Genomic DNA, 20,238 nt, shown 5'->3' with positions numbered 1-20,238 from the left:
GTACCGTGAACTGAACTGCGGTTGAGCTAAGGTTGAGATAGTTTCGAACTAAGCTGGCTGGATGCCGACAACGCGCATGCGATCACAACAGATGATCAATTCAGACGCGCCATGCATTCCAGCACTTCTTCCACGTGAGTTGCGACCTTCACGCCTCTCCATTCTTTCACCAATCGGCCCTGGGCGTCAATCACAAACGTGCTGCGTTCGACGCCACGGACCGTCTTGCCATACATCTGTTTCATCTTCATGACGTTAAACAGCAGACATACGGCTTCGTCCGGGTCGGAAATGAGCTCGAATGGCAGTTCCAGCTTGGCTTTGAAGCTTTCGTGCGAGCGCAGGGAATCGCGGCTGATGCCGTAGATTTCCACGCCGGCGGCAATAAATTGCGGATAGGCATCACGGAAGGCGATGTTTTCAGTCGTGCAGCCGGGGGTGTTGTCCTTTGGATAGAAAAACAGCACCGTGGCCTTGGCCGGACGGCCCAGCAACTGAAAGGTCTTGCCGCTGGTCATGGCGGCGCTAAAGTCGGGTATGCTAACGAGGGATTGGCTATCAGCCACAGGTTCTCTCCTGAACGGTGATCATCAGCGCTGTTTTTTTAATCTGGCAACGCATCCAGGTGCAACAATACAGCATTCAGGCGGCTTTGCCCTGCACAATCAGGCGTCCCGAACGCCCGGGCAACTCATCCCAGGTGATGGGACAAACGGGCAAGTCGGAGTCTTTTATCTTTTCATAATAATCGCCCATCGCTGCAAACTGGTAGCCCTGGGCTGTCCAGCCAGCCAGCAGTTGTTCGAAAATGGGGGCGAGTTTCTGTCCTTCAAGTTCCGCATGCAAGGTATACACGTGGTCACGGGGATTGTCCGCCGTCAGCGACAATATGTGTGCGGCAACATTGCCGGTCGTGATCAGTTTGCCGTCGATTTCGCAGCCCAGCAACTCATCCAGAGTGGGCAGGGTGGTGGGCAATTGCACGCATTGCAGGATGGTGTTGCCATTGCGCACGCGATGCGGGCCATTGCTCGGATGCAGCATGGCGCCGCGCGCGTCGAGCATGACGCGGCCATCGGACGCAAAGCGGTAGCCGGCCGTGTCGTGTTCGATAAAGGCGCTGACATTCATTTGCCAGCCGGCCGCGCCATGCGTGTGCGGCGCCACGCCAAACACCTGTTCATAGCGCCTGGCGGCCTTGCGCATCAGGTTGATGGTCCAGGCAGCGTTGCGTTTGGCCACGTTGTCTTGCCACAGGGTGTGATCCCAGGTGTGGATGCCGCACTCGAAACCGGCATCGCGCACGGCGCGCAATTGCGCCGCGCATTGCTTGCCGATATCGGGTCCCGGCAGCAAGGTGCCGTACATCAATGTTTTCAAGCCGTAGTGCTCGACCACCGAAGTGCGTGACACCTTGCTGAAAAAACCGGGCCGCAAGGCGCGCCGCAGGGCCCAGCCCGTGTGGTCGGGGCCCAGCGAGAATAGAAAAGTGGCCTTGGCCTGGTGCGCGGCCAGCATGCGCACCAGATTGCCCATGCCGACACGGGTGCCGCGATAGGTATCGACGTCGATCTTCAGGGTCAGGAACGGCTTGCTCAACATTAATCCATCAAGGCTTTGGCTTGGGCTACCTGGCTGCGGTAGGCATCGAAAATATTGCGCAGGGAATCGGCCATGGTGGTGCTCGGCGCCCAGCCCAGTTCTTCGCAGGTATTCGTGATTTTCGGCACGCGGTTTTGCACGTCCTGGTAGCCGGCACCGTAGTAGGCGCCCGAAGTCGTTTCCACGATGTTCACGTGTTTCGCGCCTTCGGCATATTCAGGATACTCGGCAGCCAGGCTCAGCATCATGCCGGCCAGGTCGCGGATCGAGTAATTGTTAACTGGATTGCCAATGTTGTAGATCTTGCCGCTGGCGATGCCATTCTTGTTGGCGATAATGCGCATCAGCGCATCGATGCCGTCATCGATGTAGGTAAACGCGCGTTTTTGCGCGCCGCCATCGACCAGCGAGATGTTTTCGCCGCGCACGATATGGCCAAAGAATTGCGTCACTACCCGCGAGGAGCCTTCTTTCGGCGTGTGGATCGAATCGAGGCCGGCGCCGATCCAGTTGAAGGGACGGAACAGGGTGAAGTTCAAACCTTCCATGCCGTAGCCCCAGATCACGCGGTCCATCAGCTGCTTGGCGTTCGAATAGATCCAGCGCGGCTTGTTGATGGGGCCGCAGATCAGTTCCGAGTTTTCCGGATCGAATTCCTCGTCATGGCACATGCCATACACTTCCGAGGTCGACGGGAAGACCAGGTGCTTGCCGTACTTGGCAGCCGAACGGACGATAGGCAGGTTCGCTTCGAAGTCCAGCTCGAACACGCGCAGCGGCTGCTTGACATAGGTCGACGGCGTGGCGATGGCAACCAGCGGCAGGATTACGTCGCATTTCTTGACGTGGTACTCGACCCATTCCTTGTTGATCGTGATGTCGCCTTCGAAGAAGTGCATGCGCGACTTGTAGTTGTCATCTTCCAGCAATTCCGTGATGCGATCCGTATTCATGTCCATGCCGTAGACATGCCAGTCGGTGGTTTCCAGGATGCGCTTGGACAGGTGGTGGCCGATGAAGCCGTTGACGCCTAAAATGAGGACTTTTTTCATGTGAGATTCTCTTGAGTGATATCAGTGTGTGCTGACGCGGGCGGTCAGACTTGCTTGCAATTGCTGAGCCGAAATCGGCTCCCCGGCAGCCCTCAGCGCGGAAATGGCCAGCATGCGACCGTCTCCGCAGACGCCAAAGATGCAATTATCCACTACCGCCAAGCCCGCTGGCAAACTTCCTGCGGAACGCTTGCTCAAACGGGCTGCTACGATGGTGTAAATGATATCGTTGACTTCGGTGAACGCGCCCGGGTAGGGCGGCGCGACCGCCCGATGCAGGTTGTATACTTGTTGTGCAGCCAACTTCCAGTCGATGCGGCCGTCTTCCGGCTTGCGCCCGCCAAAATAGCCGCCTTGGCGCAAATCGTTGAGCTGGCGCGGCGCCGTACCGTCCAGCAAGACTGGCAGCACGCCCCACAGCGTTTGTTCCGCCGCCACCGTGACTTTGCCGAACACTTCGAAGGCCGTGTCGTCTGGCAGGATGGGCACGGCCGTTTGCGCCACGATGGCGCCGGCGTCGGGTTTGACCGTCATTTCATGCAGGGTGGCGCCCGTCTCCGTGGCGCCATGCAACACGGCCCAGTTGACGGGCGCGCGGCCACGGAACTGCGGCAGCAGCGAGCCGTGCATATTGTAGGCGGGAGCGACTTCCAAGATGCTAGCGGGCAACATGTGGCGGTAGTAAAAGCTGAACAGCATGTCCGGTGCTGCCGTCTGCACCTGCACCAGCAGTTCCGGCGCGCGCGCGTCGCCGGGCGTGATGTAGGGGATGCCTTCTTCCCGGCACAGGCTGGCGACCGATTCGAACCACAGGTTTTCCGTAGGGCTGTCCTCATGCGTGACGACCAGGGCGATATCGACGCCACCGGCCAGCAGCACCTTGATGCAGCGCACGCCTACATTGTGGTAGCCGAAGACGACGGCGCGTGGGGCGCCCATCAGCGGCCCACCTGGCGCTTGTCCAGGCGCACATACGATGGCGCCTCGGCTTCCGCCTGGACCATGCCATCCTGCAAGATGGTTTGCACCACATAGCGGGGGCGGGCACGTACTTGCTGGAAGATGCGTCCCACGTATTCGCCCACCAGCCCGATGCCGAACAGGATCACGCCCATGAAGAAGAAGGCGATGGCGAACAGGGTAAATACGCCTTCGGCCTCCGCGCCCAGCAGGAAGCGGCGGACCAGCAGGAAGATCACCAGCATTGCCGAACCCAGCGACATCGCCATGCCCAGCATGGAAAAGATTTGCAGGGGAATCAGCGAAAAGCCCGTGACCAGGTCGAAATTGAGGCGGATCAGGCTGTACAGCGAGTATTTTGATTCGCCGGCAGCGCGTTCTTCATGCTCGACGGTAATTTCCGTGGGCTTGCGGGCAAAGGTGTAGGCCAGGGCGGGCACGAAGGTGTTGACTTCGGCGCACTGGTTGACCAGGTCGATCACATTGCGGCCATACGCGCGCAGCATGTTGCCCTGGTCGCTGATCTTGACATTCGTGATCTTTTCACGCAGGCGGTTCATCATTTTCGACGCCAGCGTGCGCCAGGCAGAATCTTGCCGCTTGCGCCGGATCGAGCCCACGTAATCGTAGCCTTCGCGCATCTTTGCCACCAGGTTGCCGATTTCTTCAGGCGGGTTCTGCAGGTCGGCGTCGAGCGTGATCATGATCTGCCCGCGCGCCGCTTCAAAACCGGCCAGGATGGCCATGTGCTGGCCATAATTGCCATTGAACAAGATCACGCGCGTGACGTCGGGGCGCTGGCGGAACTGTTCCGCCAGGATGGCCACCGAATTGTCGCCGCTGCCATCGTTGACGAAAATGATTTCGTAGCTCGTTTGCAAGGCATCGAGGGCCGGATACAGGCGGGCGAACAGGCTGGCCAGGCCATCCTGTTCGTTGTAGATTGGAATGATAATGGACAGTTCAGGTTTCATCGGCGCGCTGCTCACTTGATGAGGATGGATTTGACGGTGGCGACGGCCCGTTCCACGTCCTGTGTCGTCATGGCGTAGAACATCGGCAAGGTTACGGTCAGGCGGCCGATCTTTTCCGAAACGGGGAACATGCCTTCGGTAAAGCCGCGTTCGCGGTACATGGTAAACAAGTGGATGGGTGCGTAATGATAGCCCGTCCCCACGTTTTGCTGCGCCATTTGCTGCATGAACGCGGCGCGCGTGCCGGGGCCGTTGTCAGGCAGGATGATCTGGAACAAATGCCAGTTGCTGTTCTCAAAATCCGGCACGGGCAGCTGGGCCCCGCTCGCCGCTTCGAAGTCGCTGCCGAATTGCGCGAAATAGTGGCGTGCCAGCGCGCGGCGGTGGGCCGTGATGGCCTCGATATTGGCGAACTGGCCCAGGCCGATGGCAGCCATGATGTCGCTCATATTGTATTTGCCACCCAGCACATCGACGTCGATGCCGTCGACGCCGCTGCGCGTGACGCCTTGCAGCCGGTATTTCTCGGCCAGCCTGGCTTCTTCCAGGTTGTTGAGGACGAGGCAGCCGCCTTCACCCGTGGTGATATTCTTGTTGGCCTGGAAGCTGAACGAGACGAAGTCGCCAAACGCGCCGATGCGCTTGCCCTTCCAGGTGGAGCCGAACGCTTGCGCCGCGTCTTCCACGACTCTTAAATTGTACTTTTCAGCAATCGCGTACAGACGGTCCATGTCGACAGGCAGGCCCGACAGGTAGACGGGGATGATGGCGCGGGTGCGCGGCGTGATGGCCGCTTCCAGCTTGTCGAGGTCGATATTGCGCGTGACGGGATCGATGTCGGCAAACACGGGCGTGGCGCCCACTTCGATGATGACGTTGGCCGTCGCTACCCACGACACGGGCGTGGTGATGACTTCGTCACCGGGCTTGACACCGGCGATGCGCAGCGCGATTTCCATGGTGCAAGTACCCGAATTGAAGGTGCGCACGGGGCGCCCGCCGAAATATTCGGACAGCTGGGCTTCGAAGGCTTGCACTTTCGGGCCGCTGGTGATCCATCCCGAGCGCAGTACCTCGCCGACAGCGGCGATGGTTGCTTCATCGATGGTGGGTTTGGAAAAAGGCAAAAAGGGCAGGGTAGAGGTCATGGGGCGCGGTTCTTGAATCTGTATTTTGTCAGGGTATCGGCATCGCCGAGGCTGCCAATGCGGTCAACGTCCGCAGGCAGGCATGGCTATTTTATATCGGCAGTATGGCGGCGCAGCCGGTTCAGCGGTGAAAAATTCTGCTGATGCGGGGGCGGGGCAAGCTGGCCGGGGGGCGAGCCGTGCTGCCTCGCGCCCCTTTAAATATTTATTTGTTGGCAATGACCATGCGGCGCGCATCCTCGGCAATGACACGCATGGGCACGCCACGTTGTTGCAAATCCTTGTAGCGGTCCAGGCTGATAATGGCCATGTTGCGCACGCCGGCATTGGCATCGTTCGTCCACTGCGTGATGAACGGCTCGATGGTCGGGATGGACAGTTCGGGCTGCTGTTTCAGGCCAAACGTAAATTCATCCCAGTAATCGACGAGGATCACGGGCCGCTGCAGATAATAGGTCAGCGACTGTTCATAAATGCCGACCGAATAGAGCTTGGTATCGGCCGTCAGTTCGGCCTGGATCTGCGGCAGCATGTCGGTGCCTGCGCGGTTCTGGCCATACAGTTCGGAGCCTGCCAGGATGCAGTGCGTGGCCAGGAAGCCGGCACCGGCGATCGTCAGTACGGTCATGTCGCGGCGCAACTGGCGCGCATGCAGCAAAGCCAGCGCGCCGCCGGCCAGGACGAAGAAGCCGGCCGCCATCAGCCATGGCTGGTAACCCTTGAGCGCGATCAGGGCTTCCGCATCGCGTGCGCTGGCCTTGCCGAAGGCGATCGGTCCGCCGATCAGGACGGCTGCGCCCAGCACGCACAGCAGGCCGGCGGCCAGCATGCGTTGGCGGCGCGACGCCGATTCCAGGTACAGCCCTACCAACAATGCCAGCGCCGGGAAGATGGGCACGATATAGCCAGGCAGCTTCGAGGTCGAATAGCTGAAGAAGAAGAAAATGAAGATGGCCCAGACCAGCAGCATCAAACGGGGCTGGAACGCGCCCTCCTGGCGCTTGAAGGCGGCGGCCAGGCTTTGCGGCAGCACGCCTATCCATGGCAGGATGCCGGGAATGAGCAGGACCAGGAAGTAGTACCAGGCGCCTTCGCGCTTGTGACCCTTCATCAGGAAACGCTGGAAATGTTCGTGGATGAAGAAGAAATGCGGTTGCTCCGGATTGCGCAGGGCGACCAGCACGAACCAGGGCGTGGCGATGGCAAAGAACACCAGCAAGCCCTTGACCAGGTGCAGGCGCGTCCAGATGCGCCAGTCGCGCGCACACAGCGAATACAGCACCAGCACGGCGCCCGGCAAGACGATGCCGATCAAGCCCTTGGCCAGCACGGCCAGCGCCATGCCTGCCCAGCATACCAGCATCCAGTTGCGGCGCTCACGCGCGGTGGCGTCGTCGCGCTGGGCAATCAACAGGCTGGTCAGGGTCAGGGTCATCATGCCCGACAGCCCCATGTCCAGCGAATTGATCTGGCCGGAAGCGAGCCAGAACAGGCTCGACGCCAGCACCAGGCCCGCATACAAACCCACGCGCGGACCGAACACTTTCTTGCCTGCGTACGCCGTCATGCACACGCCGATGATGCCGCACAGGCCAGTCCACAGGCGTGCCTGCCATTCGCCCAGGCCGAAGGCGGCGAAGGTCAGCGCATTCATCCACGTTTGCAGCGGCGGCTTTTCAAAGTACTTGATGCCGTTCAGGCGCGTGGTGACCCAGTCGCCCGTGACGAACATTTCGCGCGCCATCTCGGCATAGCGGCCCTCGTCGGGCGGCACCAGGGTGCGTACGCCCAGCGCATACAGGGTGACGACGATGAAGATGCCCAGCAGGGACCACATCAGCAGCCGCGAGCTGTGCAATTCGTTGACGTTGATTTTCATGCGGCCTTGCCTGCGCCAGGAGCCAGGATCAGGGCCAGGGTGACTTTGCGCCCTTCGCCCATCAGGATGTTATAGGTGCGGCAGGCTGCCTGGCTATCCATGCACTCGACGCCGATGCGGCGCATGGTCAGCGCGGCCGTCAGCTTCGGGTGCACGAAGCGCTGGCGCTCACCCGTGCCGAGGATGACCACGTCGGGCGCATCGGCCAGGATTTGCGCGAAATGCGCCTCGCTCAGCTGTTCGAAAGTGGCCACCCCCCACGCCCGTGGCGGCATTTCCGGCATGACGATCAGGCTGTAGTTGTACGGTTGGGCATTGATCTCGACGCCGTTCTCGTCATAGCCGGTGACAGTCTGGTATTGTTGGGTGCTGCTGGCATGGAGTTTCATGGCGATATCGGGGGGGCTGGTCGTGTCGGTTGATCGGTACGCGCGCGGCCGAACTGCGTGCCGCCGCCATGGGCGTAAGCATGCCATAAATGACAGAAAAGAGCGACTGAAAAGCAATATCCTTTCCAAATTGCAATGTTCTGCGCCACAGTGGCGGTGCATGCTTGCGCCATGGTAATGGTGCAAGATTAAGGGAAGATGAAGATGGCGCCTGCCGGATTGTCGTCCGGATGGCCCGGCGTGGCAGAATCGGCGTCAAATGCTGGGGTTCGCCATGTTTAATTTGATAAAATGGCCTGTTTTCGGCGAGAATGGTTGTTTTCGCCTTGCAGTCTTTCGCATTGGAGTTTCACGGGTTCACAGTTCTGGCGCGGCTTTCATGCTGCAAGCGTAGGCCAACCGCGCCGCATCACGACAGGGATTTATTTTGCGACCGATTCAGAAATCGAATAAATTGGCGGACGTCTGCTATGACATCCGCGGCCCGGTCCTGGAAAAATCCAGGCAAATGGAAGAAGAAGGCCACAAGATCACCAAGCTCAATATCGGCAATCTGGCCGTGTTCGGCTTCGATCCGCCCGATGAAATCGTGCGCGACATGATGCTCAATCTGCAGAATGCGGCTGGCTACACGGATTCGAAAGGCATGTTCGCGCCGCGCAAGGCCGTCATGCACTACACGCAAGGCAAGAATATCGCCGGCGTGACCATCGATGACATTTACCTGGGCAATGGCGCTTCCGAACTGATCGTGATGTCGATGAACGCCCTGCTCAATAGTGGTGACGAAGTGCTGGTGCCGGCGCCCGACTATCCCTTGTGGACGGCTGCCGTCAGCCTGTCGGGCGGCAATCCCGTGCATTATGTGTGCGATGAGCAGAACGAATGGTATCCCGACATCGAGGACATGCGCCGCAAGATCACGCCGCAAACGAAAGCCATCGTCGTCATCAACCCGAACAATCCCACGGGCGCGCTGTACCCGGTTTCCGTGCTGCAGCAGATCGTCGACCTGGCGCGCCAGCACCAGTTGATCATTTTCGCCGACGAGATCTACGACAAGGTGCTGTACGACGAAGCCGAGCATGTGTCGATCGCCTCGCTGGCCGACGACGTGCTGTTCATCACCATGAACGGCTTGTCGAAGAATTACCGTTCCTGCGGCTACCGCTCCGGCTGGATGGTGGTTTCGGGCGAAAAGCGCCACGCAAAAGATTACATCGAGGGCCTCAACATGCTGGCGTCGATGCGGCTATGCGCCAACGCGCCGGGGCAGTTTGCCATCCAGACGGCGCTTGGCGGCTACCAGAGCATACAAGACCTGGTGGGGCCCGGCGGGCGCCTGTTGAAACAGCGCGACCTGGCGCACAAGCTGCTGACCGATATCCCGGGCGTCACCTGTGTCAAGCCGAAGGCCGCACTGTACATGTTCCCGCGCCTGGACCCGGAGGTCTATCCGATCGACGACGACCAGCAGTTTGCCTATGAATTACTGGCTGAAGCCAAGGTCCTGATCGTGCAGGGCACGGGTTTCAACTGGATTGCGCCCGACCATTTCCGCGTCGTCTTCCTGCCCAATTCCGATGACCTGACCGAGGCCATGGGGCGCATCGCGCGCTTCCTCGAAGGTTACCGCAAGCGTCACGGCCGGGGCTGAACCGGCCAGCAGCAGTAATTTCGATCAACCATACCGATCAACCTGGCGCCGCCCAAGGGGGCGCCACTTATGAGCAGTCAAGCACAACTATGAAATCCATCAAGATCGGCCTGCTGGGCCTGGGCAATGTCGGTTACGGCACGTTCAGCGTCCTGAAACGCAACCAGGAAGAAATCAAGCGCCGCGCGGGCCGCGGCATTGACGTCGTCGCCGTCGCCGTGCGCGACGTGGCGCGCGCCGAAGCGCTGGTCGCCGGCGCCTGCAAGGTCGTCAATGACCCCTACCTGATCGTCAACGATCCCGAAATCGACATCGTCGTCGAACTGATCGGCGGCTACGACCTGTCGAAAACCCTGGTGATGCAGGCCATTGCCAACGGCAAGCACGTGGTGACGGCCAACAAGGCCCTGCTGGCCGTGCACGGCAACGAAATCTTCGCCGCCGCCCAGGACAAGGGCGTGATGGTGGCTTTTGAAGCGGCTGTCGCCGGCGGCATCCCCATCATCAAGGCGCTGCGCGAAGGCTTGACGGCGAACCGCATCGAATGGATCGCCGGCATCATCAACGGCACCACCAATTTCATCCTGTCCGAAATGCGCGACAAGGGCCTCGATTTCGCCACCGTGCTGAAACAGGCGCAGGAACTGGGCTACGCGGAAGCCGACCCCACCTTCGACATCGAAGGCGTCGATGCCGCGCACAAGGCCACCATCATGTCGGCCATCGCCTTCGGCATCCCGGTGCAGTTCGACAAGGCTTACGTGGAAGGCATCAGCAACCTCAATGCCGTCGACATCCGCTATGCCGAGCAACTGGGCTACCGCATCAAGCTGCTGGGCATCACCAAGCGCGCCACCGTCAATGGCGTGGAAGGCATCGAGCTGCGCGTGCATCCGACCCTGATCCCGGCCAAGCGCCTGATCGCCAACGTGGAAGGCGCCATGAATGCGGTGCTGGTGCACGGCGACGCAGTCGGCGCCAGCCTGTATTCGGGCCGCGGCGCGGGCGCCGAGCCGACCGCTTCGTCGGTGATCGCCGACCTGGTCGACATCACGCGCCTGGCCACGGCCGACCCGGAACACCGCGTGCCGCATCTGGCGTTCCAGCCGAATGCGATGACCGACATCGCGATTTTGCCGATGTCGGAAATCACCACCAGTTACTACCTGCGCATGCATGTGGCCGACCAGCCGGGCGTGCTGGCCGACTTGACGCGCATCCTGGCCGAACGCGGCATCTCGATCGACGCCATGCTGCAAAAAGAGCCGGCCGAAGGCGAGACGCATACGGACATCATCATGCTGACGCACCAGACGCAGGAAAAGAACGTCACGGCCGCCATCGAAAAGATGGAAGCGTTGAGCAGCGTGGTGGGCACGGTCACCAAGATTCGTCTGGAAAACCTGAGCTGAGCGTTTTGCATGCAGACTGTCTTACAGTTGCGGCACGTCGGGTGCGCCGACGGGGCCTACATCCATGCCGTCATAGCTGGCCAGTTGGTTTTCCTGGGCAAACACCATCAGTTCGCCGTTGCGCGCATGCAGGCTGTCGACGCCATGCACTTCCGCTTTTTCCACGTGCAGCACCCACACGGGAGCGGCGGCCGGGTCGTCCAGTTCCGGCTGGTACAGTTCCACGGGGCGGTAGCCCTGCAGCGCCAGCAAGGTGGCGGCCTGCTCCAGCGGTTCGGAAGTGGGGTTGGTGAAGTAATAGCCCCACAGCAGCGGCCGGGACAAATCCCACGGCGCGTTTTCGGCGATATTGGCGAACAGTTCGGTTACGTCTTCTTTGGTCATCATGGCGGAGCCTTCCTTAAAATCTCAGGGCGCGATCTTAGCACCGACTGGCGCTGCGGCGAAATACACGCTGACCTTCAAGCCATGTCCATTCGCCGCCGTGGCCAGTTCCAGGCTGGCACCATGCAGGGCGGCGATGTCGCGCACGATGGCCAGGCCCAGTCCCGCGCCTCCCGGGTTGCTCTCAAGCGCCGCGCCGACCCGGTAGAACGGCGTAAATACCCGTTCGCGCTCGGCCGACGGGATGCCGGCGCCGCTGTCCTCCACCTCCAGCACCGCGCCTTGCCCCGTCTGTGCAGCACGCACGCGCAGGATCACCGTGCCGCCCTGCGGCGTGTAGCGCAGGGCATTGTCGACCAGATTGGCCAGCAGTTCGTGCAGCAGCAAGGCCTGGCCATGCACGGGCGCGTCGTCGGGCGCTTCCAGCGACAGGTCGATACGCTTGCCGACGGCAGCCATGGCCATTTCCAGCCCTACCTGCTGCGCCACGTCGCGCAGCGAGACGGTATCCATGGTCAGGCTGTCGTCGCCATGCTCGATGCGCGCCAGGGTCAGCAAGCGGTTGGCCAGCAGCACGGTCGAATCGGTGGTGACGGCAATCGAGCGCACGATGTCGCGCAGGGCGGCGATGTCCGGCGGCGCGCCCGCCTGGCGGTCGCATTCGCGCATGGCCAGTTCGGCCTGGGTTTTCAGCACCGTCAACGGCGTGCGCAGCTGGTGCGAAGCGTCGGCGATGAAACGGCGCTGGCTGGCGATCAGTTGCTGCAGGCGCGACATGGCGCCGTTCATGGCGCTCACCAGCGGGCGCATTTCCTTGTGCACCAGTTTGGGATCGACGTCGGACAGGTCGGACAGGGTGCGCGTCTCGACTTCCGTTTTCAAGCGCATCAGCGGCCGCAGCACCAGGCGCACGGCAAACCACACGAGGGCGCCCATCACCAGTATCATCGCCGCCTGCCAGCTCAGGGTGTCGAACAGGATCTGGTTCGACAGGCCGCGCCGCGCATCGAGCGTTTCAGCCACCTGTATCAGGGCGATGCCGCGCATCGAGTCGTCATACACGGGTTGCAGCAGGGCGGCGATGCGGATCGGCTTGCCGTGGTAGTCGGCGTGGTAGAAGCGTACCAGGGCCGGATAGTTCTGCGAGCGGGGCACGTTTTTCGGCACGGGCGGCAAGTCGCCATAGCCCGAGACCAGTTCCCCGTTGATGCCCGTGACCTTGTAGTAGATGCGGCCCAGGGTGTCTGTCTCGAAGCTGTCGAGCGCCACGTAAGGCACTTCGGCCACCACCTTGCCGCCGACGATGGAGACGCGCTCGGCCAGCGCCCGCGTCGACGCCAGCAAGGAGCGGTCGTAGGCCATGTCGGCCGCGTCGAGTGCGTTGCGGTAAACAAAAAAAGCGTCGAGCAGCACCAGCATCACCAGCGGGATGAGCAGCCAGCGCAGCAGTTGGCTGCGCAGGCTGCCCAGCGGCCGGCCTTGCGCCCAGCGCCGGCGCAGGCGCGCGAGCAGGGGCAGCCGCTGGTGTTGCGTGGTGGTGCTCATTTTGGCGCAGCCGGCGCCATCGCGCTGCGCGGTTGCAGCAGGTAGCCGATGCCGCGCAGGGTGGTGATGACGGCGCCGTCGGGCGCGCCGCTTTCCACGCCACTTTCCAGCTTCTTGCGCACGCGGTGGATATACAGTTCGATGGCGTCCAGGTTGACGTCGTCGGCCAGCGCGAAGACTTCATCGAATAACTTTTCCTTCGATACGGCGCGCCCGGAGCGCGTGATCAGCGCTTCGAGCACCGCGTGTTCGCGTGGCGTCAGGGGAAAAGGGGCGCCGGCATAGCTGAACATGCGCGTGACGGTATCAAAACTGAGCGCGCCGCAGCTGTGCACGAGTGCTTCGTTACCTTGGCTGCGGCGCAGCAGGGCTTTCACGCGCGCTTCCAGTTCGGCCAGTTCGAACGGCTTGGCCATGTAGTCGTCGGCGCCCAGGTTCAAGCCCTGGACTTTTTCATCCAGGCCACCGCGTGCCGTGAGTATCATGACGGGAGTCTTGCCGCGCGTGCCGCCGCGCGCGCGCAGGCGGCGCAGCACGTCCAGGCCGTCCATCTTCGGCAGGGTCAGGTCGAGCAGCACCAGTGAGTATTCCTGCGTATGCAGAAGGGCGTCGGCATCGGCGCCGTTGTGGGCGGTCTCCACCGTCAGGTGCGCATCGCGCAGGGCCTTTGCCAGCCAGTGCGACAGCTCCAGATGATCTTCCACTAATAATATGCGCATGGTCTCCGCCATTCCTTGAAATGATGCAGTGTAAGCCTGGCGGCAGGGGAGGCGATGAATATGTTGATGTCCATTGTGGCTGGCCGGCGACACCTGTCATGCTGAAAGCGAATTGAAAGGATGGCGCTCATATAGTGTGATCCTGATTCACGAAATGGATCAGGCATATCACCAATAACTATATCTAAGGGAGACACTTTACATGAAGAAAACTGCATTCTCGCTGGCCGCCCTGGCGGTACTCGCCGCTGCCGGCAGCGCCCACGCCCAGTCGAACGTCACCCTGTACGGCCGCCTGGACGCCGGTATCAGCAACACCAGCAATGCGGGTCCGAACAAAAGCTCGGTGACGCAAGTCAGCTCGGGCGGCATGAACACTTCGCGCTGGGGCATCCTGGGCAGCGAAGACCTGGGCGGCGGCCTGAAAGCCGTGTTCAATCTGGAAGGCGGCATCCTGGCCGACACGGGCGCCGCCGATGGCGCGCTGTTCAAGCGCCAGGCCAATGTGGGCCTGGAAGGCGCGTTTGGGCGCGTCGTGCTGGGGCGCTCGTTTACCACCGTGTATGACTTCGTGCTGCCGTTCGATCCGATGGCCTATGCGCCGTTCTACTCGTGGGCTACCTCGGGTAACGCGACGGGCGCTAGCAAGTACGGCATGACGACGGCCTTTGACAACATGGTCAAGTACTCGGGCAAGACGGGCGGCCTAAGCTACGGCGCATCGTATGGTTTCGGCGAGCAGACGACGGGCAGTTCGGACAGCGCCAAGCTGTCCACCGGTGTCAGCTATAAAACAGGGCCTGTCAGCCTGCTGGCCACGTATGAACAGGTGAACGGCAATACCATCGCCGGCGGCGCGCGCGACAAGACCACCGTGTACCACCTGGGCGCGATGTATGACGACGGCCCGTGGAAAGTGCAGGCGGCGGCGCGCGACTACAAGCTCGATCCGGCTGCCGCCGGCAAGGCCGACGTGCGCGGCACCCTGTACTGGGGTGGCGTCAGCTACAAGACCACACCGGTCATCACCCTGACGGGCGCGATCTACTACCAGGACGTGAAAAACGTGGCCGCCAACCTCGACGCCGATCCGATCATGTACGTTGCGCGCGTGCGCTATGCGCTGTCCAAGCGCACCGACCTGTACGTGGCTGGCGCCTACGCCAAGGCCAAGCACAAGCAGTTGGTCAGCCTGTCGCGCGACGATGCCGGTTTCGGCGACACGCAGCGCGGCCTGATCGCCGGCATCCAGCACCGCTTCTAAGCCATGACGATGCTGCGCTCCCTGTTCTTGTCTTTACTGTGTCTGCTGCCCGCTATGGCGGGGGCACAAGCGTCCGCGCCGGTCGAGTGCGTGGTGCCGTCCAAACCGGGCGGCGCCATGGATTTGACGTGCAAGCTGGCGAAAAAGGGCCTGGCGCAGGAGGGTGCAGCGGGTGTGGCCGCGCCGATGCGCATCAGTTATCTGCCAGGCGGCATCGGCGCCGTGGCCTGGCATTCGATGGGCTCGCAGCGCCGCCGCGCGGAAGCGAACACCCTGGTGGCGTTTTCGGGTGGTTCGCTGCTCAATCTGGCGCAGGGGAAGTTTGGCAATGCGAAGGCGGGTGACGTGCGCTGGGTGGCGGCGCTGGGTGCTGATTACGGCATGATCGCCGTGCGCAGCGATTCGCCCTACAAGACCCTGGCCGACCTGATCGCCGCACTGCGCCAGCATCCGGACAAGGTGCTGATCGGCGTCTCCGGCACCATCGGCAGCCAGGACTGGCTGAAAATGGCGCTGCTGGCACGCCATGCCGGCATCGATCCGAAAGTGCTGCGTTTCGTCGCGCTCGAAGGCGGCGGCGAAGTGTTTACGGCGATGCAGGCCGATTACGTGCAGGTGGTCTCGGGCGACACGTCGGAGGCTACCTTGAACGCCAGCGCCAACCATGCGCGCGTGCTGGCGGTGCTGTCGGATAAACGCCTGCCCGGCGTGCTGGCGAACGTGCCGACGGCGCGCGAGCAGGGCTTCGACGTCGTCTGGCCCATCATCCGCGGCGTGTGGATGGGACCTCAGGTGCCCGAGGCGGACTACCAGCGCTGGGTGGCCACCTTCGAGCGCGTCATGGCCACGCCGCAGTTCGCCGAGTGGCGCGCGCAGGCTGGCTTGTACCCATTCGCCCTGACGGGGCCGAAGCTGACCACGTATGTCAAGAAGGCGGTCGACGATTATGCCAGGCAGGCGAATGAGCTTGGCCTGATGCGCTGAACGACATCCTATTAAAAAAACCTATTCATAGACGGAGACAACCCATGCAAACCAAGACCCTGCTTCAAGCCACCCTTGCCACCGTGTTTGCCAGCCTGGCTGGCGCCGCTTTCGCGCAAGTGCCGGCCGGCTATCCGGCCGACTACCAGAAGATTATCGACGCGGCCAAGAAGGAAGGCAAGGTGGTGATCTACAGCGCCACCGACAGCAAGGCTGCCGCTCCGCTGGTCAAGGATTTCAACGCCCTGTATCCGGGCATCTCGGTTGAATACAACGACATGAATTCCACCGAAGTGTATAACCGCTTCATTTCCGAAGTGGCCGCCGGTGGCAACACGGCCGACGTGATGTGGTCGTCGGCGATGGACTTGCAGATGCGCCTGGCCTCCGATGGCTATGCGCTCAAGTACAAATCCGTCGAAGCGGCGAAGATTCCCGGCTGGGCCATGTGGGACGACCAGGCTTACGGCACCACGTTCGAGCCGGCCGCCATCGTTTACAACAAGCGCCTGCTCGATCCCAAGGAAGTGCCGAAGAATCACGATGACTTCGTCAAGCTGATCGCCACGCCGAAATTCAAGGACAAGGTCACCACCTACGACATCGAAAAATCGGGCGTGGGCTTCATGTTCATGGCGCAGGATGCCAAGGAATACCCGCAATTCCTGGCGCTGGAAAACGCGTTTGGTGCCGCCAAGGTGCGCGTGCAGTCGTCGACGGGCACCATGATGGAGCGCATCTCGTCGGGTGAAAACCTGATTGGCTACAACGTGCTGGGCTCGTATGCCCTGGTGCGCGCCAAGACCGATCCGTCGATCGGCGTGGTGCTGCCCAAGGATTACACCCTGATCCTGTCGCGCGTGCAGTTCATCAACAAGAGCGCGAAGAACATCAACGCCAGCAAGCTGTGGCTCGATTACATCTTGTCGCACCGCGGCCAGACCATCATTGCCAACGGCGCCAAGCTGTTCGCGATTCGCGCCGACGTTACGGGCGAAACCACGTCGGCTGAACTGATCAAGCAAATCGGCGCATCGAACGTCAAACCGATACCAGTGCACCCGATCATCCTGCAATTTTTGGGACCTGCCAAGCGCATGGCCTTCCTGAAACAATGGAAAGAGACAGCCGGCAAGAAGTAGGAATAGCCAACGCCGTATTGGCCGCCCGCGAGCCTGGCTTGCGGGCGCACGCCGCACCCTTCATTCATTGGATTCATCATGCAAACTGCCATCTTGCCGCTACCTGCACGGTCGCGCTCTCCCTTGTCGCGCCTGAACTGGTCGCGCGGCGTGGTCGTGACGATCACGCTGATCGCCATTTTCTTGCCGCTGTTCCTGATTTTTTATCAGAGTTTTTTGAACGCGCCGTTTTTTATGCCGGTGCGCGAATTCGGCTTTGACTCCTACCGTTTCATCTTTGATGATCCCGATTTCGCCATGGCCTTCAAGAATGGCCTGATGCTGGCCTTCGGCCTGACCGTCATCGCCGTGCCGCTGGGCGGCATGCTGGCGTTCTTGATGGTGCGCACCGATTTGCCGGGACGCGGCTGGGTGGCGCCGATGCTGCTGGTGCCCATTTTTGTCTCGCCGATGGTGATGGGCTTTGGTTACGTCGTCTCGATGGGGCCCGTGGGCTTTTACTCGATCTGGGCCAAGGAGCTGCTCGGCTTCGTGCCCTGGAATATCTATTCGTTCACCAGCATCGTCATCATCGCCGGCCTGACGCACGTGCCGCACGTCTATCTGTATGCCTCGTCAGCCCTGAAAAGTCTGGGCTCGGACGTGGAAGAAGCGGCCCGCGTGGCCGGTGCCTCGCCGATCCAGGTGATGCTCAATGTGTCGCTGCCGATGATCATGCCGGCGCTGGCGTATGCGGGCGTACTGGTGTTCTTCCTCGGCTTCGAAGTGTTCGGCCTGGTGCTGGTGCTCGGTGATCCGGAAGGCCATCTGGTGCTGCCGACCTATCTGTACAAGCTGACGAACAAGCTGGGCACGCCGTCCTACCACCTGATGGCTGCCGTCGCCGTCTGCCTGGTGATGGTGACCATGCCGCTGGTGATGATACAGCGCTGGCTGCTGAAGTCGGCCAACAAGTATGTGTCGATCAAGGGCAAGGGCGCGCGCAGCAAGGCCATGCCGCTGGGCCGCTGGAAGTGGCTGGCCTTTGCCTTGCTGGCCGGCTGGCTGATCTTCACCATCATCCTGCCATTGACGGGCATCGTGCTGCGCTCCTTCGTGCAGTACTGGGGCGAAGGCGTGCACCTGGCCGACGTGCTGACACTGCAGCATTTCCGCGATATTTTCGACCAGCCCTCGCTGGTGCGCGGCATCGTCAACACCATCCTGATCGGCGTCGTCGGCGGCGCGCTGGCCGTGGGCTGCTACAGCTTCATCGCGCTGGCCATGCACCGCAAGCAGGACGGCATCACGCGCCTGCTCGATTACAGCGTGCTGGTGCCGCGCGCCGTGCCGGGCCTGCTGGCCGGCCTGTCGTTCCTGTGGGTGTTCCTGTTCGTGCCGGCCTGGCTCGACGGCATGCTCAAGGGCATGGACAACGGCGTGGCCCTGTGGCTGAGCGGCCATGTGATCCCCGTGCTGCGCGAAGTGCGCTCGACCATCTTCGCCCTGTGGCTGGCGTATTCGGTGGTGTGGATGGCCTACGGCATGCGCTTGATTTCCACCGCGCTGTTGCAGGTGGGCCCGGAACTGGAAGAGGCGGCGCGCGCCGTCGGCGCCAACCGCGGCCAGGTGACGCGCGACGTGACCCTGCCGCTGATCAAATACGGCTTGCTGGGCGCCTGGCTGATGGTGTTCCTGATCTTCGAGCGCGAATATTCTACGGGCGTGTACCTGCTCTCGCCGGGCACGGAAGTGATTGGCGCCATGCTGGTATCGCTGTGGGCGGGAGGCTCGACCGACCTGGTGGCGGCACTGTCCTTCATCAATATCACCCTGGTGGCCATCGGCCTGGGCATCGCGCTGCGCTTCGGCGTGAAGTTACATAATTAAATACAAAGACTGAGACCACATCATGAATGAATTGACCGTCAATGAATTGCACCTGGACTACGGCACCGGCGCTGCCGCCAACCAGATACTGAAGGGTGTTTCGATGCACCTGAAAAAAGGCGAAGTGGTCGCCTTGTTGGGGCCTTCGGGCAGCGGCAAGACCACCTTGTTGCGCGCCGTCGCCGGGCTGGAAAGCCCGAAGGCGGGCACCATCGAGATCGGCGAGCGCAATGTCTACGATGGCGCGAAACACTTCGAAATGCCAGCCGAGCATCGCAACCTGGGGCTGGTGTTCCAGTCGTACGCGCTGTGGCCGCACAAGACCGTGTTCGACAACGTCGCCTACGGCCTCAAATTGCGCAAGATGGGCAACACGGAGATCGCCGCGCGCATCAAGGAAGTGCTGACGCAGCTGGGCCTGGGGCACCTGGGCGAACGCTATCCACATCAACTGTCGGGCGGCCAGCAGCAGCGCGTGGCGATCGCCCGCGCACTGGTGTACAACCCGCCCGTGATCCTGCTCGACGAACCGCTGTCGAACCTGGACGCCAAGCTGCGCGAGGAAGCGCGCGCCTTCCTGCGCGAACTGATCGTGCGCCTGGGCCTGTCGGCCCTGATGGTGACGCATGACCAGGGCGAGGCGATGGCCATTTCCGACCGCATCTTGCTGCTCAATAACGGCAAGATCGAGCAGCAGGGAACGCCGCAAAGCATGTATGAAACGCCGGACACCCTGTTTACGGCCGAATTCATGGGCAGTAACAACCGCCTGCCCGGCAAGGTGGTGCAGCGCGACGGCAACCAGGTGCGTCTGCTGGTCGATGGCGCCTCCATGCAGGGCGTGGCGCGCGGCGCCAACGTGGGCACGGACGTGACCACCATGATCCGCGTTGAGGAGGTGAAGGTCAGCGCGACGCAGGTCGACAACGCCATCGAGCTCCCGCTCCTGACCTGCATGTACCTGGGCGACCGCTGGGAATGCCTGTTCGAGCGCGCCGGCGCCGAGAACATCAGCCTGCGCGCGTATTCGCGCCACAAGCTCGAGGCGGGCAAGTACTGGCTGCATATGCCGGCCGATAAACTCTGGGTGTTTTAACGAGGGTGTAAATAATTTTGTGTAAACGGTCATTTGGCAGGACACTGCCGCCACCAAGGAGAAACAATGACCGTTGTAAAGCGTAACAAGCGGGCCAAGCCCGACCCGGAACTGCTCAAACTGGCCGACAGCTTGCTGGCCAACTACCAGAAGCCCGAGGAT

Annotated in this window: 18 protein-coding genes; 7 read left to right on the top strand and 11 right to left on the bottom strand. The window is 61.6% G+C overall.

Translation table 11 applies throughout. The annotated features are described in order from the left end of the window. Nucleotides 1-95: 95 nt before the first annotated feature. The 8 genes from CSZ94_RS13330 to CSZ94_RS13295 form a co-directional block, all read right to left on the bottom strand. Nucleotides 96-566 carry a peroxiredoxin gene (locus CSZ94_RS13330; protein ID WP_102121943.1) on the bottom strand — a complete coding sequence of 157 codons (471 nt, stop codon included), beginning with the start codon at nucleotides 564-566 and terminating at the stop codon, nucleotides 96-98. A gap of 76 nt (nucleotides 567-642) precedes the next feature. Next, nucleotides 643-1,602 carry a polysaccharide deacetylase family protein gene (locus CSZ94_RS13325; protein ID WP_102121942.1) on the bottom strand — a complete coding sequence of 320 codons (960 nt, stop codon included), beginning with the start codon at nucleotides 1,600-1,602 and terminating at the stop codon, nucleotides 643-645. Beyond that, nucleotides 1,602-2,654 (bottom strand): bifunctional UDP-4-keto-pentose/UDP-xylose synthase, encoded by a 1,053-nt coding sequence (locus CSZ94_RS13320; protein ID WP_102121941.1) that lies wholly within the window; start codon nucleotides 2,652-2,654, stop codon nucleotides 1,602-1,604. The genes CSZ94_RS13325 and CSZ94_RS13320 overlap by 1 nt, the downstream gene beginning before the upstream one ends. Before the next feature lie 21 nt (nucleotides 2,655-2,675). Continuing rightward, nucleotides 2,676-3,593, bottom strand: a complete 918-nt coding sequence (locus CSZ94_RS13315; RefSeq protein WP_102121940.1) for a formyltransferase — start codon at nucleotides 3,591-3,593, stop codon at nucleotides 2,676-2,678. Beyond that, nucleotides 3,593-4,588, bottom strand: coding sequence for a glycosyltransferase (locus tag CSZ94_RS13310; protein WP_102121939.1), 996 nt, complete (start codon nucleotides 4,586-4,588; stop codon nucleotides 3,593-3,595). Before CSZ94_RS13310 ends, CSZ94_RS13315 begins: the two co-directional genes overlap by 1 nt. Nucleotides 4,589-4,599: 11 nt before the next feature. Then, nucleotides 4,600-5,736 (bottom strand): DegT/DnrJ/EryC1/StrS family aminotransferase, encoded by a 1,137-nt coding sequence (locus tag CSZ94_RS13305; RefSeq protein WP_102121938.1) that lies wholly within the window; start codon nucleotides 5,734-5,736, stop codon nucleotides 4,600-4,602. 205 nt (nucleotides 5,737-5,941) lie between these two features. Next, nucleotides 5,942-7,615 (bottom strand): glycosyltransferase family 39 protein, encoded by a 1,674-nt coding sequence (locus tag CSZ94_RS13300; protein WP_102121937.1) that lies wholly within the window; start codon nucleotides 7,613-7,615, stop codon nucleotides 5,942-5,944. Continuing rightward, nucleotides 7,612-8,004, bottom strand: coding sequence for an Mth938-like domain-containing protein (locus CSZ94_RS13295; RefSeq protein ID WP_102121936.1), 393 nt, complete (start codon nucleotides 8,002-8,004; stop codon nucleotides 7,612-7,614). The genes CSZ94_RS13300 and CSZ94_RS13295 overlap by 4 nt, the downstream gene beginning before the upstream one ends. 427 nt (nucleotides 8,005-8,431) lie before the next feature. On the opposite strand from CSZ94_RS13295, the gene CSZ94_RS13290 reads away from it, so the two are divergent. Then, complete coding sequence (locus CSZ94_RS13290) at nucleotides 8,432-9,661, top strand: pyridoxal phosphate-dependent aminotransferase (RefSeq protein WP_102121935.1); 1,230 nt, start codon at nucleotides 8,432-8,434, stop codon at nucleotides 9,659-9,661. A gap of 89 nt (nucleotides 9,662-9,750) precedes the next feature. After that, the gene (locus CSZ94_RS13285; RefSeq protein ID WP_102121934.1) at nucleotides 9,751-11,073 is read left to right on the top strand and encodes a homoserine dehydrogenase; all 1,323 of its coding nucleotides are present in this window, start codon (nucleotides 9,751-9,753) and stop codon (nucleotides 11,071-11,073) included. Between the two features lie 21 nt (nucleotides 11,074-11,094). On the opposite strand, the gene CSZ94_RS13280 is transcribed toward CSZ94_RS13285, so the two are convergent. Genes CSZ94_RS13280 through CSZ94_RS13270 form a run of 3 tightly spaced genes read right to left on the bottom strand, consistent with a single transcriptional unit; the run spans nucleotide 11,095 to nucleotide 13,721 of the window. Next, on the bottom strand, nucleotides 11,095-11,460 hold the full coding sequence (locus CSZ94_RS13280) for a ribonuclease E inhibitor RraB (RefSeq protein WP_102121933.1): 366 nt from the start codon (nucleotides 11,458-11,460) through the stop codon (nucleotides 11,095-11,097). A gap of 21 nt (nucleotides 11,461-11,481) precedes the next feature. Continuing rightward, nucleotides 11,482-13,002 carry a sensor histidine kinase gene (locus CSZ94_RS13275; protein WP_258000965.1) on the bottom strand — a complete coding sequence of 507 codons (1,521 nt, stop codon included), beginning with the start codon at nucleotides 13,000-13,002 and terminating at the stop codon, nucleotides 11,482-11,484. After that, nucleotides 12,999-13,721, bottom strand: a complete 723-nt coding sequence (locus CSZ94_RS13270) for a response regulator (protein WP_102121932.1) — start codon at nucleotides 13,719-13,721, stop codon at nucleotides 12,999-13,001. Before CSZ94_RS13270 ends, CSZ94_RS13275 begins: the two co-directional genes overlap by 4 nt. Nucleotides 13,722-13,923: 202 nt before the next feature. On the opposite strand from CSZ94_RS13270, the gene CSZ94_RS13265 reads away from it, so the two are divergent. The 5 genes from CSZ94_RS13265 to CSZ94_RS13245 all read left to right on the top strand — a co-directional run bounded on the left by CSZ94_RS13265 (nucleotide 13,924) and on the right by CSZ94_RS13245 (nucleotide 20,076). Next, entirely contained in the window at nucleotides 13,924-14,985 is a 1,062-nt protein-coding gene (locus CSZ94_RS13265; protein WP_102121931.1) for a porin, read from the top strand. A gap of 3 nt (nucleotides 14,986-14,988) precedes the next feature. Beyond that, nucleotides 14,989-15,969 (top strand): Bug family tripartite tricarboxylate transporter substrate binding protein, encoded by a 981-nt coding sequence (locus tag CSZ94_RS13260; RefSeq protein WP_180977457.1) that lies wholly within the window; start codon nucleotides 14,989-14,991, stop codon nucleotides 15,967-15,969. 44 nt (nucleotides 15,970-16,013) lie between these two features. Then, nucleotides 16,014-17,111 carry an ABC transporter substrate-binding protein gene (locus CSZ94_RS13255; RefSeq protein ID WP_102121930.1) on the top strand — a complete coding sequence of 366 codons (1,098 nt, stop codon included), beginning with the start codon at nucleotides 16,014-16,016 and terminating at the stop codon, nucleotides 17,109-17,111. A 78-nt stretch (nucleotides 17,112-17,189) separates the two neighbouring features. Then, a complete protein-coding gene (locus CSZ94_RS13250; protein WP_096237142.1) occupies nucleotides 17,190-18,980 on the top strand; it encodes an ABC transporter permease in 1,791 nt (596 codons plus the stop codon). 22 nt (nucleotides 18,981-19,002) lie between these two features. Continuing rightward, the gene (locus CSZ94_RS13245) at nucleotides 19,003-20,076 is read left to right on the top strand and encodes an ABC transporter ATP-binding protein (RefSeq protein WP_102121929.1); all 1,074 of its coding nucleotides are present in this window, start codon (nucleotides 19,003-19,005) and stop codon (nucleotides 20,074-20,076) included. The last annotated feature ends 162 nt before the right edge of the window (nucleotides 20,077-20,238 follow it).

It is taken from the genome of Janthinobacterium sp. ROICE36, from assembly GCF_002869965.1.
Taxonomy (GTDB): Bacteria; Pseudomonadota; Gammaproteobacteria; order Burkholderiales; family Burkholderiaceae_D; genus Janthinobacterium.
Note: the sequence above shows the minus strand (reverse complement) of the source record. Positions and strands in the feature narration are given on the sequence as shown.

What these genes read in the sequence shown, in the direction of transcription:
- CSZ94_RS13325 (WP_102121942.1), bottom strand. Translation starts at nt 1,602, where the DNA reads ATGTTGAGCAAGCCGTTCCTGACCCTGAAGATCGACGTCGATACCTAT.
- CSZ94_RS13320 (WP_102121941.1), bottom strand. Translation starts at nt 2,654, where the DNA reads ATGAAAAAAGTCCTCATTTTAGGCGTCAACGGCTTCATCGGCCACCAC.
- CSZ94_RS13315 (WP_102121940.1), bottom strand. Translation starts at nt 3,593, where the DNA reads ATGGGCGCCCCACGCGCCGTCGTCTTCGGCTACCACAATGTAGGCGTG.
- CSZ94_RS13310 (WP_102121939.1), bottom strand. Translation starts at nt 4,588, where the DNA reads ATGAAACCTGAACTGTCCATTATCATTCCAATCTACAACGAACAGGAT.
- CSZ94_RS13305 (WP_102121938.1), bottom strand. Translation starts at nt 5,736, where the DNA reads ATGACCTCTACCCTGCCCTTTTTGCCTTTTTCCAAACCCACCATCGAT.
- CSZ94_RS13300 (WP_102121937.1), bottom strand. Translation starts at nt 7,615, where the DNA reads ATGAAAATCAACGTCAACGAATTGCACAGCTCGCGGCTGCTGATGTGG.
- CSZ94_RS13295 (WP_102121936.1), bottom strand. Translation starts at nt 8,004, where the DNA reads ATGAAACTCCATGCCAGCAGCACCCAACAATACCAGACTGTCACCGGC.
- CSZ94_RS13285 (WP_102121934.1), top strand. Translation starts at nt 9,751, where the DNA reads ATGAAATCCATCAAGATCGGCCTGCTGGGCCTGGGCAATGTCGGTTAC.
- CSZ94_RS13280 (WP_102121933.1), bottom strand. Translation starts at nt 11,460, where the DNA reads ATGATGACCAAAGAAGACGTAACCGAACTGTTCGCCAATATCGCCGAA.
- CSZ94_RS13275 (WP_258000965.1), bottom strand. Translation starts at nt 13,002, where the DNA reads ATGAGCACCACCACGCAACACCAGCGGCTGCCCCTGCTCGCGCGCCTG.
- CSZ94_RS13270 (WP_102121932.1), bottom strand. Translation starts at nt 13,721, where the DNA reads ATGCGCATATTATTAGTGGAAGATCATCTGGAGCTGTCGCACTGGCTG.
- CSZ94_RS13265 (WP_102121931.1), top strand. Translation starts at nt 13,924, where the DNA reads ATGAAGAAAACTGCATTCTCGCTGGCCGCCCTGGCGGTACTCGCCGCT.
- CSZ94_RS13260 (WP_180977457.1), top strand. Translation starts at nt 14,989, where the DNA reads ATGACGATGCTGCGCTCCCTGTTCTTGTCTTTACTGTGTCTGCTGCCC.
- CSZ94_RS13255 (WP_102121930.1), top strand. Translation starts at nt 16,014, where the DNA reads ATGCAAACCAAGACCCTGCTTCAAGCCACCCTTGCCACCGTGTTTGCC.
- CSZ94_RS13250 (WP_096237142.1), top strand. Translation starts at nt 17,190, where the DNA reads ATGCAAACTGCCATCTTGCCGCTACCTGCACGGTCGCGCTCTCCCTTG.
- CSZ94_RS13245 (WP_102121929.1), top strand. Translation starts at nt 19,003, where the DNA reads ATGAATGAATTGACCGTCAATGAATTGCACCTGGACTACGGCACCGGC.